Annotated in this window: 12 protein-coding genes; 4 read left to right on the forward strand and 8 right to left on the reverse strand. The window is 63.9% G+C overall.

Annotated elements, in window-relative coordinates:
- Positions 1–63 precede the first annotated feature (63 nt).
- Both ispF and ispD read right to left on the reverse strand, forming a co-directional pair.
- Positions 64–570 (reverse strand): 2-C-methyl-D-erythritol 2,4-cyclodiphosphate synthase, encoded by a 507-nt coding sequence (gene ispF / locus N5B55_RS08120; protein ID WP_012762071.1) that lies wholly within the window; start codon positions 568–570, stop codon positions 64–66.
- Positions 567–1,325, reverse strand: a complete 759-nt coding sequence (gene ispD / locus N5B55_RS08125; RefSeq protein ID WP_304539721.1) for a 2-C-methyl-D-erythritol 4-phosphate cytidylyltransferase — start codon at positions 1,323–1,325, stop codon at positions 567–569. Before ispD ends, ispF begins: the two co-directional genes overlap by 4 nt.
- Before the next feature lie 172 nt (positions 1,326–1,497).
- On the opposite strand from ispD, the gene mfd reads away from it, so the two are divergent.
- The 4 genes from mfd (at position 1,498) to N5B55_RS08145 (ending at position 8,199) form a co-directional block, all read left to right on the forward strand.
- Positions 1,498–4,929 (forward strand): transcription-repair coupling factor, encoded by a 3,432-nt coding sequence (gene mfd / locus N5B55_RS08130; protein WP_304539722.1) that lies wholly within the window; start codon positions 1,498–1,500, stop codon positions 4,927–4,929.
- Positions 4,930–4,966: 37 nt separating this feature from the next.
- A complete protein-coding gene (argE, locus tag N5B55_RS08135; protein ID WP_304539723.1) occupies positions 4,967–6,160 on the forward strand; it encodes an acetylornithine deacetylase in 1,194 nt (397 codons plus the stop codon).
- A gap of 113 nt (positions 6,161–6,273) precedes the next feature.
- Positions 6,274–7,131 (forward strand): phosphoserine phosphatase SerB, encoded by an 858-nt coding sequence (gene serB, locus N5B55_RS08140; RefSeq protein ID WP_065856350.1) that lies wholly within the window; start codon positions 6,274–6,276, stop codon positions 7,129–7,131.
- Positions 7,132–7,137: 6 nt separating this feature from the next.
- The gene (locus tag N5B55_RS08145; RefSeq protein WP_304539724.1) at positions 7,138–8,199 is read left to right on the forward strand and encodes a PDDEXK nuclease domain-containing protein; all 1,062 of its coding nucleotides are present in this window, start codon (positions 7,138–7,140) and stop codon (positions 8,197–8,199) included.
- Positions 8,200–8,272: 73 nt separating this feature from the next.
- Here N5B55_RS08145 and N5B55_RS08150 read toward each other — a convergent pair whose 3' ends face one another.
- From N5B55_RS08150 to phaR, 6 genes are all read right to left on the reverse strand, one after another.
- Positions 8,273–9,484: a cystathionine beta-lyase gene (locus tag N5B55_RS08150; RefSeq protein ID WP_304539725.1), complete on the reverse strand. Its 1,212-nt coding sequence runs from the start codon at positions 9,482–9,484 to the stop codon at positions 8,273–8,275.
- A gap of 41 nt (positions 9,485–9,525) precedes the next feature.
- Positions 9,526–10,269, reverse strand: a complete 744-nt coding sequence (locus N5B55_RS08155) for a hypothetical protein (protein WP_065856354.1) — start codon at positions 10,267–10,269, stop codon at positions 9,526–9,528.
- Positions 10,244–11,428 (reverse strand): beta-ketothiolase BktB, encoded by a 1,185-nt coding sequence (gene bktB / locus N5B55_RS08160; RefSeq protein WP_065856356.1) that lies wholly within the window; start codon positions 11,426–11,428, stop codon positions 10,244–10,246. The genes N5B55_RS08155 and bktB overlap by 26 nt, the downstream gene beginning before the upstream one ends.
- Positions 11,429–11,515: 87 nt before the next feature.
- Positions 11,516–12,877 carry a 30S ribosomal protein S12 methylthiotransferase RimO gene (gene rimO, locus N5B55_RS08165; RefSeq protein ID WP_012762080.1) on the reverse strand — a complete coding sequence of 454 codons (1,362 nt, stop codon included), beginning with the start codon at positions 12,875–12,877 and terminating at the stop codon, positions 11,516–11,518.
- Positions 12,878–12,943: 66 nt separating this feature from the next.
- Positions 12,944–13,924, reverse strand: a complete 981-nt coding sequence (locus N5B55_RS08170) for a tRNA dihydrouridine synthase (protein ID WP_304539726.1) — start codon at positions 13,922–13,924, stop codon at positions 12,944–12,946.
- A 198-nt stretch (positions 13,925–14,122) separates the two neighbouring features.
- The gene (gene phaR, locus N5B55_RS08175) at positions 14,123–14,677 is read right to left on the reverse strand and encodes a polyhydroxyalkanoate synthesis repressor PhaR (protein WP_004627096.1); all 555 of its coding nucleotides are present in this window, start codon (positions 14,675–14,677) and stop codon (positions 14,123–14,125) included.
- Positions 14,678–14,842: the final 165 nt, after the last annotated feature.

Below are 14,842 nucleotides of genomic sequence, written 5' to 3' on the forward strand. Positions count from 1 at the left end.
AAAAAACGGCAGCCCGGACTGCTCCGTCGCTGCCGTTTGCCTTGCCGTGATGGCGACGCGAACTCAGTCCTGCTCGGCGGCTTCTGCGCGATAGATCAACACCACCGCCTGCGCAACGATGCCTTCCTCCTTGCCTTCGAAGCCGAGCTTCTCATTCGTCTTGGCCTTGACGTTGCAACGCTCGGGCGCAATGCCCAAGTCTTCGGCAAGGTTCGCCACCATGCCCGGCACGTGCGGCGCGAGCTTCGGCTTCTGCGCGATGACGGTCGCGTCGACATTACCGACCGCGTAGCCGGCCTTGTGCACGCGGCGCACGGCTTCGCGCAGCAGCATGCGGCTGTCGGCGCCGGCAAACGCCGGATCTGTGTCGGGAAAATGCCGGCCGATGTCGCCCAGCCCGGCGGCGCCGAACAGCGCGTCGGTAATCGCGTGCAGCAGCGCGTCTGCATCGGAGTGACCGAGCAGGCCACGGGTGTGCGGAATCTCCACGCCGCCGAGAATCAGCTTGCGGCCCTCCACCAGCGCGTGCACGTCGTAACCTTGGCCAATGCGGATGTCCATCCAGTTCATGCTTGCGATGCCTCGTCGGGTGGTGCGCTCTGCGCGAGGATGGCCTCGGCGAGCGCGAAATCATCGGGATACGTCACTTTGAAGTTGCGCAATGCCCCCGGCACAAGCAGCGGCGGGTGACCGGCAGCTTCAATCGCGCTGGCTTCATCGGTGACGATGCGATGTTGCAGCAGCGCTTCCCGCAAGGCGCGCTCCAGCAGCCCGAGTGGAAACATCTGCGGCGTCTGCGCTTGCCACAGGCCGTCGCGCGGCACGGTCGCGTCGATGTGCTGGGCTGCATCGGCGCGTTTGAGCGTGTCGGCCACGGGCAGCGCAAGGATGCCCCCCGCAGCTTGCGTGCCTTCGGCCTCCACCGCCGCGACCAAACGCGCGATCAGTCCCGGCGTCAGGCCCGGGCGCGCCGCGTCATGCACGAGCACCCAGTCGTCATCGTGTGCGCCGAGGCCGCGCAATGCCGCCAACCCGTGCGTAACGGATGCATGGCGCGAATCGCCACCGCAATCGACCTCCACCAGCCTCGCTGCGTTAAAACCCGCGTCGGGAAAGCGTTGCACGAGCGGCTGTGCGCCGGGTGTCGTCACCACCAGCACAGAGTCGATTTCGGGGCTGGCCAGGAATGCCTGTGCCGTGTGCCACAGCATCGGCCACCCGGCAATTACCTGGTATTGCTTGGGCAGATCGCCGCCGGCGCGCGAGCCGGTGCCGGCCGAGGGAATCAGCGCAAAACGGCGTCGGCCAGGGTGGGAAATCGACATGACAGGCGGGAAAGTGAACGTGGGCGCAGCGTTTGCGTGGGTTTTGCCTCGCCCAAGCGCGCGGCTGGCGCGGATTTTATAATAGCGGTCTGCGTCACGACACCCCGCCTGCACATGCCGGCGGGGTGTCGTGCTTTGTCTTGCAGTCGTGCCCTACACAACCTCACGCCTCATGTCCGATTTTTCGCTCTCCGCCCTGCCCGCCGTCAAACCGGGCTCGCGCTTCGTCTTCAGTGGCCTGCAGGGTGCGGCAGATGCCCTGCTGCTGGCGCGTTACCTCGAGCAGCATCGCGCCACCGTGCCGATGCTGGCGGTGGTCTGCGCCAATGCCGTCGATGCCCAGCGCCTGGCGGAGGAGCTACGCTGGTTTGCCCCGCAGGCACGCGTGAAGCTGCTGCCGGACTGGGAAACGCTGCCGTACGACAATTTCTCGCCGCACCAGGATCTGATCTCCGAACGGCTGGCGACGCTGCATGACCTGCAGAACGGTGCGTGCGACATCCTGCTCGTACCGGCTTCCACGGCGCTGCAACGCGTGGCGCCGCCATCGTTCCTGGCTGCCTACACGTTCTTCTTCAAGAAGGGCGAAAAGCTGGACGAGGCTGCGCTGAAAGCGCAATTTACCCTGGCCGGCTACGAGCACGTCAGCGCCGTGATGCGCCCGGGCGAATATTCCGTGCGCGGCGGCCTGATCGACTTGTTCCCGATGGGCTCGCCGCTGCCATACCGGCTTGACCTGTTTGGCGACGAAATTGAGACCATCCGTTCGTTCGACCCGGACACGCAGCGCAGCCTCTACCCGGTGAACGAAGTCCGCCTGCTGCCGGGCCGCGAGTTTCCGATGGACGAGGCGTCGCGCACCGCCTTCCGCGGTCGCTGGCGCGAGGTGTTCGAAGGTGACCCGACGCGCTCGCCAATCTACAAGGACATCGGCAACGGCGTGCCGAGCGCCGGCATCGAGTATTACCTGCCGCTGTTCTTTGAAGAGACCGCGACGCTGTTCGACTACCTGCCGGGCGCCACACACCTTGCCTTCGTCGGCGACATCGAAGGCGCGGTGCGACGCTTCTGGGCCGACACCACGCAGCGCTACAACTTCATGCGACACGACCGCGAGCGGCCGCTGCTGCAGCCGTCGGCGCTGTATCTGGACGAAGAGGCGTTCTTCGTCGCTGCCAAGCCGCACGCGCGTCTGGTGTTGCGCGCAGAGCCCGGCGATGCACCGCTTTCGCTGCCGTTGCCGAACGTTGCCGTCAACCGCCGCGCAGAAGACCCGCTGGTCAATCTCGAGTCTTTCCTGATGCGCAGCAATTGCCGCGTGATGATCTGCGCCGAATCCGCAGGCCGTCGCGAAACGCTTGCGCAAATGCTGGCCGCCAGCGGCCTGCACCCCGAAGGCGTCGCGGACTTCGCCGACCTGATGAGCGGCGATGCCAAGTTCGTGCTCGGCGTGGCTCCGCTTTACCAGGGTTTCATCCTCGGCGACGAACGCGTCGCGCTCATCACCGAGACTGAGCTGTACGCGCAAACCGTGCGTCGCGCAGGTCGCCGCAAGCAGGAACAGGCCACCGCCGTCGATTCGATGGTGCGCGATCTGGCCGAGTTGAAGATCGGCGACCCGGTGGTGCACAGCGAACACGGCATCGGCCGCTACCAGGGCCTCGTGTCGATCGACATGGGCAATGGCGAGGAAGAGTTCCTGCACCTCGACTACGACAAGGGCAGCAAGCTCTACGTGCCGGTGCATCAGTTGCACGTGATCTCGCGCTACTCCGGCGCCGACCCGGAAACCGCACCGCTGCATTCGCTCGGCTCCGGCCAATGGGAAAAGGCCAAGCGCAAGGCGGCGCAGCAGATTCGCGATACGGCCGCCGAGCTTCTGAACCTGTACGCGCGGCGCGCATTGCGCCAGGGGTTCGCGTTCCCGCTCACGCCCGAGGACTACGCCACGTTTGCCGAGAGCTTCGGCTTTGACGAAACGCCAGACCAAGCCGCCGCCATTGCGGCAGTAATCGCCGACATGACGTCGGGCAAGCCGATGGATCGCCTCGTCTGCGGCGACGTCGGTTTCGGCAAGACGGAAGTCGCGCTGCGTGCCGCATTTGTTGCGGTGATGGGCGGCAAACAGGTGGCCATCCTGGCCCCGACCACGCTGCTGGCCGAACAGCATTACCAGACGCTGGTCGACCGCTTTGCAGATTGGCCGGTGCGCATTGCCGAGATTTCGCGTTTCAAGAACAAGAAGGAAATCGACACCGCGATCGAGGCCATCAACGCCGGCACCATCGACATCGTGATCGGCACGCACAAGCTGCTCTCGCCGGACGTGAAGTTCGACCGCCTGGGGCTCGTCATCATCGACGAGGAACACCGCTTTGGAGTGCGCCAGAAAGAAGCGCTCAAGACGCTGCGCGCCGAGGTGGACGTTCTTACGCTCACCGCCACGCCGATCCCACGCACGCTGGGCATGGCGCTGGAAGGCCTGCGCGATTTCTCGGTGATCGCCACCGCGCCGCAAAAGCGGCTGGCCATCAAGACGTTCCTGCGCCGCGAGGAAGACGGCGTGCTGCGCGAGGCCATCCTGCGCGAGTTGAAACGCGGCGGGCAGGTCTACTTCCTGCATAACGAGGTCGAGACCATCGAGAACAAGCGCGCCAAGCTCGAGGAGCTGATCCCGGAAGCGCGCGTGGTGGTCGCCCACGGCCAGATGCACGAGCGCGAGCTGGAGCGCGTGATGCGCGATTTCGTGGCGCAGCGCGCCAATATCCTGCTGTGCACGACGATCATCGAGACCGGTATCGACGTGCCGACCGCCAACACGATCCTGATCCACCGCGCCGACAAATTCGGCCTGGCGCAGTTGCACCAGTTGCGCGGTCGCGTCGGGCGCTCGCACCACCAGGCGTATGCGTACCTGCTCGTGCACGACGTCGACGGCCTCACCAAGCAGGCACAGCGCCGCCTTGAAGCCATTCAGCAGATGGAAGAACTCGGTGCGGGCTTCTACCTGGCGATGCACGATCTGGAAATACGCGGCGCCGGCGAGGTGCTGGGCGACAAGCAATCGGGCGAGATTTCGGAGATCGGCTTCCAGCTCTACACCGACATGCTCAACCAGGCGGTGAAGTCGCTCAAGGCCGGCAAGGAACCCGACCTGATGGCGCCGCTCGCGGCCACGACCGAGATCAACCTTGGCACGCCGGCCCTGCTGCCGCAAGACTATTGCGGCGACGTGCAGGAACGCCTGTCGCTGTACAAGCGTCTGGCCAACTGCGAAAGCAGCGAGACGATCGACAATATCCAGGAGGAGCTGATCGACCGTTTCGGCAAGCTGCCGCCGCAGGCGCAATCGCTCATCGAAACGCACCGGCTACGCATTGCCGCCGCGCCGCTGGGCATCCGCAAGATCGACACCGGCGCGAACGCCGTCACGCTGCAGTTCATCCCGAACCCGCCTGTCGACGCCATCAAGATCATCGATCTCGTGCAGAAGAACCGGCAGATCAAGCTGGCGGGGCAGGATCGCCTGCGCATCGAAAACATTCCGGCCGAATTCGCCGCGCTGACGCAGACCATCCGTCATGCCATGCGGCAATTGGCGTGATCCGGTAGCATCCGCCGATCAGAACAAGGACACCATCATGAGCACCGCCGTCACCCCGTTCTCCACCCTCGACTGGACAACCAAGCTCGTCAGTTTCGACACCACCAGCCGCGGCTCCAACCTGGCGCTGATCGAAACCGTGCGCGACTACCTGCGCGGCGTCGGTCTCGAATCGCATCTGTCGCATAACGACGATGCCAACAAGGCCAACCTGTTCGCCACGATTCCGGCAGCGGACGGCAGCGTGCACGGCGGCATCGTGCTGTCGGGCCATACCGATGTGGTGCCGGTGGATGGCCAGAAATGGGACAGCAACCCGTTTGCGCCGGAAGTGCGCGACGGCAAGCTATACGGGCGCGGCACGTGCGATATGAAAGGGTTCATTGCCGCGTCGCTGGCGCTGGTGCCGTCCCTGCTGCAGGCCAGGCTGCGCGAGCCTGTGCACCTTGCGCTGTCATACGACGAGGAAGTCGGCTGCGTAGGCGCGCCGCGCATGATCGAAGATCTGATCGCCCGCGGCATCAAGCCCGCCGGGTGCATTGTGGGCGAGCCCACCTCCATGCGCCCGATCGTCGCGCACAAGGGCATCAACGCCTACCGCTGCCGGGTGCATGGCCGCGCCGCGCATTCGTCGCTCACGCCGCAGGGCGTCAATGCCATCGAATACGCCGCGCGCATCATCTGTTTCGTGCGTGACTTGGCCGATGAATTCCGCGCCAAGGGCCCGTTCGATGAGGCGTTTGACGTGCCGTTCACCACGGCATCGACGGGCCTCATCCACGGCGGCATTGCGCTGAATACGATCCCCGCGCTGTGCGAGCTGGTGTTTGAATTCCGCAACCTGCCAGGCGTGGATGCGCCGGCCATCCGCGCGCGCGTCGAGCGCTATGCGCGCGAAACCATCGAGCCCGCCATGCAGCGGGAGCATCCTGACGCCCACATCGAACTCGACGAGATTGCCGCTGCGCCTTCGCTGGACGCATCGGAGCAAGCCGCCATCACACAGCTGGTGCGTGTGCTGACCGAAGATAACGACAAGCGCAAGGTCGCCTACGGCACGGAAGCCGGCCTGTTCCAGCGCGCCGGCATTCCGGCCGTACTGTGCGGCCCGGGCAACATCGAACAGGCGCACAAGGCCAACGAATACGTCGAGCTCGCCCAGCTCGACGCCTGCGACCGCTTTCTCGCCAAGGTGGCGCGCAGCCTGATGGTCGAAACCGCGTCCGCCTAACGCCTACACAGCAACGCCTCACCTTTTGGTGGGGCGCATTCTCTCCGGGGCGTTCGCTACAATGTTGCGCTTCCCCGGCGCCGAACTGCTCGCTCCCCCGCTCCCATCACTCCATGCCCGTCATTCTGCAAAGCCCGTCGCCGCTGTCCACCGGCGACATTGAATCCGTCCGCAGCCTGTTCGGCAGCGCCACCTACGAGATGCGTGCCCCCAACGTCGCGGCCATCGAATGGGTGCACGAACTGCCCAGCGAATTACGCGTCCAGCTTGATGCCATCTGCGCCCACCTGAAGATGGACTACGCATGGATTCCCGACGAATGGACGTTTGGTGATTTCCGCGTGCTGGCGATGGACATGGATTCCACGCTGATCACGATCGAGTGCATCGACGAAATCGCAGATTTCTGCGGGCTGAAGCCGCAAGTGGCGGCCATCACCGAAGCGTCGATGCGGGGCGAGATCAAGGATTTCAACGAGAGCCTGACCCGTCGCGTCGAACTGCTCAAGGGCCTGGATGCAAGCGTGCTGGAGCGGGTCTACGCGGAGCGCCTGCAGCTCTCCCTTGGCGCGGAAAAGATGCTCAAGGCCGTGCAGGCACTGGGCATTCGCACGCTGCTGGTGTCGGGCGGCTTCGAATTCTTCACCTCGCGCCTGCAGGAGCGTTTGGGCCTGGACCGCACGCGCGCCAATACACTGGAGATTGTCGACGGCAAGCTGACCGGCCGCGTGCTCGGCGAGATCGTCAACGCGGATGTGAAGGCGCAGACGCTCAAGGCCTTCTGCCAGGAACTGGGCGTGTCGCCGCACAACGCGATTGCCATGGGCGACGGCTCGAACGATCTGAAGATGATGGGCGTGGCGGGCCTGTCGGTCGCGTTCCGCGCCAAGCCCATCGTGCAGGCACAGGCCGACGTGGCGTTCAACGTTGTCGGCCTGGATGGGTTGTTGAATCTGTTTCCGCAGCAATAAGCCGCGATGGCGACACGCCCGCCTGCCCACAGAAAACTCGCACCGGTGGTGCGAGAAACGGTAGATGCGCAGGATTACGCAGCCCTGCTCACCGAGATCAGGGCGCGCATCCAGGCTGCGCAATATGCTGCCCTACGGGCGGTCAACAAAGAACTGGTGGGCCTGTATTGGGACATCGGCCAACTGATCGTGGCGCGGCAGCAAACCGAGGGTTGGGGTAAAGCGGTCGTGCAGCAGCTCGCCACAGACCTGCAGGCGAGCTTCCCCGGCACGGGCGGCTTTTCCGCATCGAACCTGTGGCGGATGAAGGGCTTCTTCGAGACCTACTGCAACGCCGCAAAACTCGCACCGCTGGTGCGAGACATTGGCTGGAGTCATAACCTGCTCATTCTTGAGCGCTGCAAAGACGCTCAAGAACGCGAGTTCTACTTGCGCATGACCCGCAAATTCGGCTGGTCGAAGAACGTTCTGGCACATCAAATCGATAACCAGAGCTACGAAAAGTCGCTCCTCGGCCAGACCAATTTCGACCAAGCACTGACGCCGGCCCTCCGCGCGCAAGCCAAGTTGGCGGTCAGAGATGAATACGCCTTCGATTTTCTCGAACTCGGCGCCCAGCACAGCGAACGGGAGCTGGAGCGCTCACTCATCACCCGCATCGAAGATTTCCTGCGCGCTATGGGCGGCATGTTCGCCTTCCTGGGCAGCCAATACCGGCTTGAAGTCGAGGGCGACGAGTATTTCATCGATCTGCTTCTATTCCACCGCCGTTTGCGTTCGCTAGTCGCCATCGAACTGAAAATCGGCAAATTCGAGCCCGAGTTCGTCGGCAAGATGCAGTTCTACCTGGCCGCGCTCGACGAACAGGTCCGACAGGACGACGAAAATCCATCCATCGGCATCATTCTGTGCAAGGAAAAGAAGCGCACCATCGTCGAATACGCACTGCGCGACGCAAGGAAACCGATTGGTGTGGCGACCTACGCCATCACCAAGAGCTTGCCGAAGGAGCTGCAAGGTCAATTGCCATCGCCTGAAGCCATTGCGCGCCTGCTTGAAACGCTGTAGCCACGACCATTGAAAACGGGGCGCTTCGATCAGCTCGCACGCCCCGTCACACCGCCTTCTGAAGCCTGAACGGTCAAGCCGCCAGGTGCGTTTCCATCGCCTGCTTCAAATCCGCAATCAAATCACGCGGATCTTCCAGCCCGATATACAGCCGCACGAAACCGCCCGCGTTCTCCCAATCAGCCGGCGGCCAGGCGGTCGCTGTGCGCATCGACGGGATGTTGTACGGCAGCGCCAGGCTGTGCGCCCCGCCCCAGGAAAAACCGATCGCAAAGTAACGCAGGCCTTCGATAAAGGCATCGATCTGCGCCAGCGAATACCGCTCGTGCAGCACGATCGAGAACAACCCGCTCGCGCCGGTAAAGTCGCGTTTCCAGTTTTCATGGCCCGGACAATCCGGCAGCGCCGGGTGCAGAACGCGCACGACTTCCGGCCGATCCGCCAGCCATTCGGCCACTTCGCGGGCGTGCGCGTCGTGGGCAGCCAGACGCGTCGGAAGGCTCGGCAGGCCACGTAGCACGAAATAGCAATCGTCCGCCGAAACGCCCCAGCCCATGCGCATCCGCGTGGCCAGCAGCTTGTGGTGCAGCGCTTCGTCATTCGTGATGGCGGCACCCATGAGCACGTCGCTGCCGCCCGATTGGTACTTGGTCAGCGCTTGCACGGAGATGTCGATACCGTGCTCGAAAGGCTGGTAATACACGCCTCCACTCCACGTGTTGTCGATTGCCGTAATGGCGCCGGCCTTGCGCGCCACCTCGGCGATGGCCGTGCAATCGGGCACCTCCATCGTCACCGAACCCGGCGCTTCGAGCCACACGAGTTTGGTGTTGTGACGGATCAGGTCGGCAATGCCGGCGCCGATCATCGGATCGTAATAGCGCACGGTAATGCCGAACTGGCGCGCCATCCATTCGCCGTGGTCACGGTTCGGGCCATAGGCGTTGTCTGGAATCAGCACGTCGTCGCCGGATTTGATAAGCGTGAAGTACACCAGCGAAATCGCCGCCAGCCCGGAAGGCAGCAGCAGCGTGTGCGAACCGCCCTCGATCTGCGCAAGGGCCTGGCACAGCGTGTCGGAAGTTGGCGTGGCATGCAGGCCATAGCGCCAGTGCACCACGCTGCCGCTGCCGAAGGCGCGCATATCGGCAAGATTCTTGAACACCACGGTCGACGCACGATGCGTGGCATGCGAGAACGCTGCAAAGCCCGGCGGGATCTGCAATTCCGGGTGTACCGCCTGGGTCGCGGGAAACATCGGCGGGAGCTTGGTGTCGTCGTTCACGTGGTTTCCTGTTTGATGGCGTATGAGCGATTTCGGGTGGCTTACCAGTGCGCGCTGGATCGTGTTGGATTGCCGGCCGGCGGTGCGATCTGACCCGGCCCGGCAGGAACCAGCGGCGTCATCGGTGTGGCCGGCGTGGCCGCATTGCTGTTGGCAGCCGCATCGTACGGCGGAATCACGACCACGGCGACGGGCCGCAACACGAACGGCAGCGTATGACCATCGTGGGAGACGTCCGTCCAGGTGCCGCGCACAATGCCGTGGCCGTCGATGGCGCCCTCCCACGTGCCGGTGACGTGCGTGCCGTCATCGGACTCCTCCATGAGAAAGCCGCCGTTTTCATATTCACCGGTCACCAGGCGCACGCCCGCCGCGTTGCCCACAACGTATTCGCCGTGGACGCTGTCGATCTCACCGGCCTTGCGGCCAAGACGCATGCGGATCGGCATGTCGCCGATCACGCCGGTATAGACGGGATATTTCGCGTAGTCGGGCTGCGGTTGCAGCACATGGAGCGGCGTGGTCTGGGCAGAGAATCCGTTGTCGCCCTTCATCGCCTGGGCGCGGCGCTTGTCGCCATCGGCAATGGCGCGGTTCAGGCCCAAGTCGCCGGGCTGCACGTTCGTGCTGCCGGTCGACACGTCGTAGCCATTGTTGGCAGCCGGTGTCTGCGCAGACACCGGCGCCACGCCTGCGGCCAGTACCAGCGCAAACAGCGCGCCGGTTGGCCAACTCAGACGCTCGATCGAGAAAATGCGTTCAGATGCGTTCGAACACCGCCGCAATGCCCTGTCCTCCACCAATACACATGGTCACCAGCGCGTAGCGACCACCGATGCGCTGCAGTTCGTGCAGCGCCTTGACCGTGATCAGGGCACCCGTTGCGCCGATCGGGTGGCCGAGCGAGATGCCGGAACCGTTCGGATTGACCTTGGCCGGATCCAGGCCGAGTTCCTTCGTCACCGCGCAAGCCTGGGCAGCAAATGCCTCGTTGGCTTCGATCACATCCAGATCCTTGACCGACAGGCCCGCGCGCTCCAGCGCCTTGCGCGTGGCCGGCACCGGGCCGATGCCCATGATCTTCGGGTCCACGCCAGCATGGCCATACGAGACCAGCCGGGCCAGAGGCTTGAGCCCGCGCTTCTCGGCCACCGAGCGCTCCATCAACACCAGCGCCGCGCCTGCATCGTTGAGACCTGAAGCGTTGCCCGCTGTAACCGTACCGTTTTCTTTCGCGAAGACCGGCTTGAGCTTGGTCATGTCCTCGATGGTCGCGTCGTGACGGACGTGCTCATCGGTATCGAACTGGATATCGCCCTTGCGCGACTTGATGGTCACAGGAACGATCTGGTCCTTGAAGTAGCCGGCCTGGATGGCGCGCGATGCGCGCTGATGCGATTCCAGCGCGGTCTGGTCTTGCTGCTCGCGGCTAATGCCGAATTCACGGGCGACGTTTTCCGCGGTCACGCCCATGTGGATCGTGTGGAACGGGTCGTGCAGCGCGCCGAGCATCATGTCGACCATCTTGGCGTCGCCCATGCGCGAACCCCAACGGGCGGCAGGCGCGAGGTACGGCGCGCGGCTCATGCTTTCTGCACCGCCAGCGATGGCGACATCGGCGTCGCCCAACAGCACGGTTTGCGCGGCGCTCACCACGGCCTGCAGGCCCGAGCCGCATAGCCGGTTGACGTTGAATGCAGGCGTTTCAGCCGACACCCCGCCGTTGACGGCGGCCACGCGCGAGAGATACATGTCGCGCGGCTCGGTGTTGATCACGTGGCCAAACACCACGTGGCCGACTTCCTCGCCCTTCACACCGGCGCGGGCCAGCGCCTCGCGCACAACGAGCGCGCCCAGTTCGCACGGCGCCACATCCTTCAGGCTGCCGCCAAACGTCCCGATTGCGGTACGAACGCCGCTGACCACCACCACTTCACGTGCCATTGCTGTCTCCTGAGCCATCGAAATTGGATGGCGGCCAGTATAAACGCACGACCGTTCGCAAAATTTAGGTACGACTACCTAAGTGGGTCAGACCTCGCCCCACAGGTCGTGGCCGTCCGCGCCGGTAATCTTGACCGACACGAAATCGCCCGCCTTATAGCGCTTGTAAGGCTTCGACGGCGGCGCGATATAGACGAGGCCGTCAATCTCCGGGGCATCCGCCGACGAACGGCCGATGCCACCGTCCTGATTGACCTCATCCACCAGCACGCGCAGCGACTTGCCGACCTTGCGCTGCAAGCGGCGGGCGGACACGCGCTCGGCGACTTCCATGAAGCGCGCGCGGCGCTCCTCCCGCACCTCGTCGGGCAATGCGCCCGGCAGGTCGTTGGCGGTGGCGCCCTCCACCGGGGAATAGGCGAAGCAGCCCACGCGGTCCAGCTCGGCCTCGGCAATGAAGTCGAGCAGCGTTTGGAACTCCTCTTCCGTCTCGCCCGGGAATCCGGCAATGAACGTGCTGCGGATGGTCAGCTCCGGGCACACCTCGCGCCAGGCGCGGATGCGGTCCAACGTTTTTTCGGCGTTGGCCGGCCGCTTCATGCGCTTGAGCACGTCGGGGTGGGCGTGTTGCAGCGGCACGTCCAGATACGGAAGGACCTTGCCCTCGGCCATCAGCGGCATCACCTCATCCACGCTCGGATACGGGTAGACATAGTGCAGGCGTACCCAGGCGCCGTACTGCGCCGCCAGTTCACCCAGCGCACCCACCAGCTCGGTCATGCGCGTCTTCAGCGGGCGACCGTTCCAGAAGCCCATGCGGAATTTGACGTCTACCCCATAAGCGCTGGTGTCCTGCGAGATGACAAGCAGCTCCTTCACGCCGGCCTTCAGCAGGTTTTCGGCCTCCAGCATCACTTCTGCCACCGGGCGCGAGACAAGATCGCCGCGCATCGACGGGATGATGCAGAAGCTGCAACGGTGGTTGCAGCCCTCGGAAATCTTCAGATACGCGTAGTGCTTGGGCGTCAGCTTGATGCCCTGTGGCGGCACAAGGTCAATGAACGGGTCGTGCGGCTTGGGTAGGTGCGTGTGCACTGCCTCCATCACCTCGCCCAGCGCATGCGGCCCGGTCACAGCCAGCACCTTCGGGTGCACGCTGGTGATGATGTCCTGGCCGGCAGCGTCCTTTTTGGCACCCAGGCAGCCGGTCACGATCACCTTGCCGTTCTCGGCCAGCGCCTCGCCAATCGCATCCAGGCTTTCCTGCACGGCCTCGTCGATGAAACCGCAGGTGTTCACGACCACCAGGTCCGCCCCGCCGTACGTGCCGGAAATCTCATACCCCTCCGCACGCAGTTGGGTGATGATCTGCTCGGAATCGACCAAGGCCTTGGGACAACCGAGACTGACGAACCCCACCTTGGGGCTCTGGGTACTGACGTCGGACATGGGAACAACCTGATGTGGGAGAGGATTTGCGCTGCGCACGTGGGGTGTGCTGCGCGGTTGCGTATTTTAACCGTTCGCCGCGCCTGGGCGGCCAAGCCGAAGCTGCATCTGTTCAATCACGCGCTCGATTTCCAGCGCGTCCTGCAGCCTGCGAATGGCATCGTGCAGCTCTGCGGCCTGCGGCCACGTCCGCTTCAGATAGCTCAGCCACAGTTTGACGCGGCCATGTTCGTGCTTGGGTGAGATGCGCGCATGCAGCTTCTTCAGGTAATCGGCGAGATAGCCGAGCACGATCGGCCACTCCGCCGCGGACGGCGCCTCGTCCATCTGGCCGCGGATGCGCTGGGCCAGGAACGGGTCGGACACGGCGCCACGGCCGATCATCACGTCACTACAGCCGCTGACGGCGCGGCAGCGCTCCCAGTCGGCCACGGTCCAGACTTCGCCGTTGGCGGTGACGGGAATGCTCACAGCGTCGGCGATGCGTGCGATCCAGTCCCAGTGGGCCGGCGGACGGTAGCCGTGATCGCGCGTGCGGGCATGCACGACGAGCGATTCGGCGCCGCCTTCCGCCAGCGCCGTCGCACAGTCAATCGCGCGGGACGTATCGGAAACACCGAGCCGCATCTTGGCCGTCACCGAAATATTGGCCGGCACTGCGGCCCGCACGGCATGCACGATGTCGTACAGCACTTCGGGCGTGGCGAGCAGCATGGCACCGCCGCCGTGGCGGTTCACGACCTTGGCGGGGCAGCCGAAGTTGAGGTCGATGCCATGCGGCGTGAGGGTTGCCGCGTATGCCGCATTGCGGGCCAGCCATTCCGGATCGCTGCCGAGGAGCTGGATGGTCATCGGCGTGCCGCTGGCGGTATAGCCACCGTTGCGAATCTCGGGCGTCTCACGTTCGTACGTTCGCGCGGGAAGCAACGAGCCCGTCACGCGGACGAACTCCGAGACGCATCCGTCGTAGCCGCCCGCTTGGGTCAGCACGTCACGCATGACGTAATCGGCAACGCCCTCCATCGGGGCAAGAAAAAGCCGACTCATGGCAAAACGGAAGACAGCCGGCACGCTGGCCAGGGACGGACATCAAACATGGGGAAACCGGGGAGGGATCGTGATCGTCGGAGAGGCGTACACCTCACCTGAAGGACCCACATTTTACCTTGCCGCCCTCTCCGGCGTGCGCCCAACAAAAAAGGCGAACCGCCCCGCGATTCGCCTTTTTTTGCCAGCCCGCCGAACTTACTTCTTCTCGGGCGGCTGGTTGAACGGGAACGTCCCGAACATGTTCTTGGCCTGGCTCTGCATCTGCTCCTGCATCTGCACGAACAGGTTTTTGCTCTGCTCGATGTAGTTGCTCATCATGCCTTGCATCATCGGCCCCTGCATGTTCATGAACTGCGACCACATGTCGGGGTTGAACGTGTTGCCGCTGTACAGGTCCTTCGAGTTCTCGGCCAGCTTGCTCTGGATGTCGACAAACGCCTGGATGTTCTTTTCCAGGTACGTGCCCATCATGCCCTGCATGGCGTTTCCATAGAAACGGATGATCTGCGCGAGCATCGCGCCGGAGAACATCGGCACACCGCCTGTTTCCTCTTCCAGAATGATCTGCAGCAGGATACTGCGAGTCAGGTCCTCACCGGATTTCGCATCGACGACGCGAAACTCTTCGGTCTCCATGACGAGCTGCTTGACGTCTGCCAGTGTGATGTACGTGCTGGTCTGGGTATCGTAGAGTCGGCGGTTGGGATATTTCTTGATCAGCCGTTCGGTGCCCTTCTTGCTGGTGGCCATCGTGCCTTTCCGTGTTGGCGATGCTGCTGCGGTGCAGCCGATGCAGTGCGAAATGACCGCACCAAGCGATGCAGCAAAATACGCGGTTGCCCGGCTGTTCCGATCTGCGCGTGAATGCTGCATTCAACAGCAGCGCAGATGCATCCGGTTATGATCGGACGCCCC

Origin of the sequence: Ralstonia pickettii, from assembly GCF_030582395.1 — a bacterium.
In the GTDB taxonomy this organism is placed as follows: Bacteria; Pseudomonadota; Gammaproteobacteria; order Burkholderiales; family Burkholderiaceae; genus Ralstonia; species Ralstonia pickettii_D.

Coding starts and splice junctions, on each gene's coding strand:
- N5B55_RS08170 (WP_304539726.1), bottom strand. CDS start 13,924: ATGAGTCGGCTTTTTCTTGCCCCGATGGAGGGCGTTGCCGATTACGTC.
- serB (WP_065856350.1), top strand. CDS start 6,274: ATGCCCGTCATTCTGCAAAGCCCGTCGCCGCTGTCCACCGGCGACATT.
- ispF (WP_012762071.1), bottom strand. CDS start 570: ATGAACTGGATGGACATCCGCATTGGCCAAGGTTACGACGTGCACGCG.
- rimO (WP_012762080.1), bottom strand. CDS start 12,877: ATGTCCGACGTCAGTACCCAGAGCCCCAAGGTGGGGTTCGTCAGTCTC.
- bktB (WP_065856356.1), bottom strand. CDS start 11,428: ATGGCACGTGAAGTGGTGGTGGTCAGCGGCGTTCGTACCGCAATCGGG.
- phaR (WP_004627096.1), bottom strand. CDS start 14,677: ATGGCCACCAGCAAGAAGGGCACCGAACGGCTGATCAAGAAATATCCC.
- ispD (WP_304539721.1), bottom strand. CDS start 1,325: ATGTCGATTTCCCACCCTGGCCGACGCCGTTTTGCGCTGATTCCCTCG.
- mfd (WP_304539722.1), top strand. CDS start 1,498: ATGTCCGATTTTTCGCTCTCCGCCCTGCCCGCCGTCAAACCGGGCTCG.
- argE (WP_304539723.1), top strand. CDS start 4,967: ATGAGCACCGCCGTCACCCCGTTCTCCACCCTCGACTGGACAACCAAG.
- N5B55_RS08145 (WP_304539724.1), top strand. CDS start 7,138: ATGGCGACACGCCCGCCTGCCCACAGAAAACTCGCACCGGTGGTGCGA.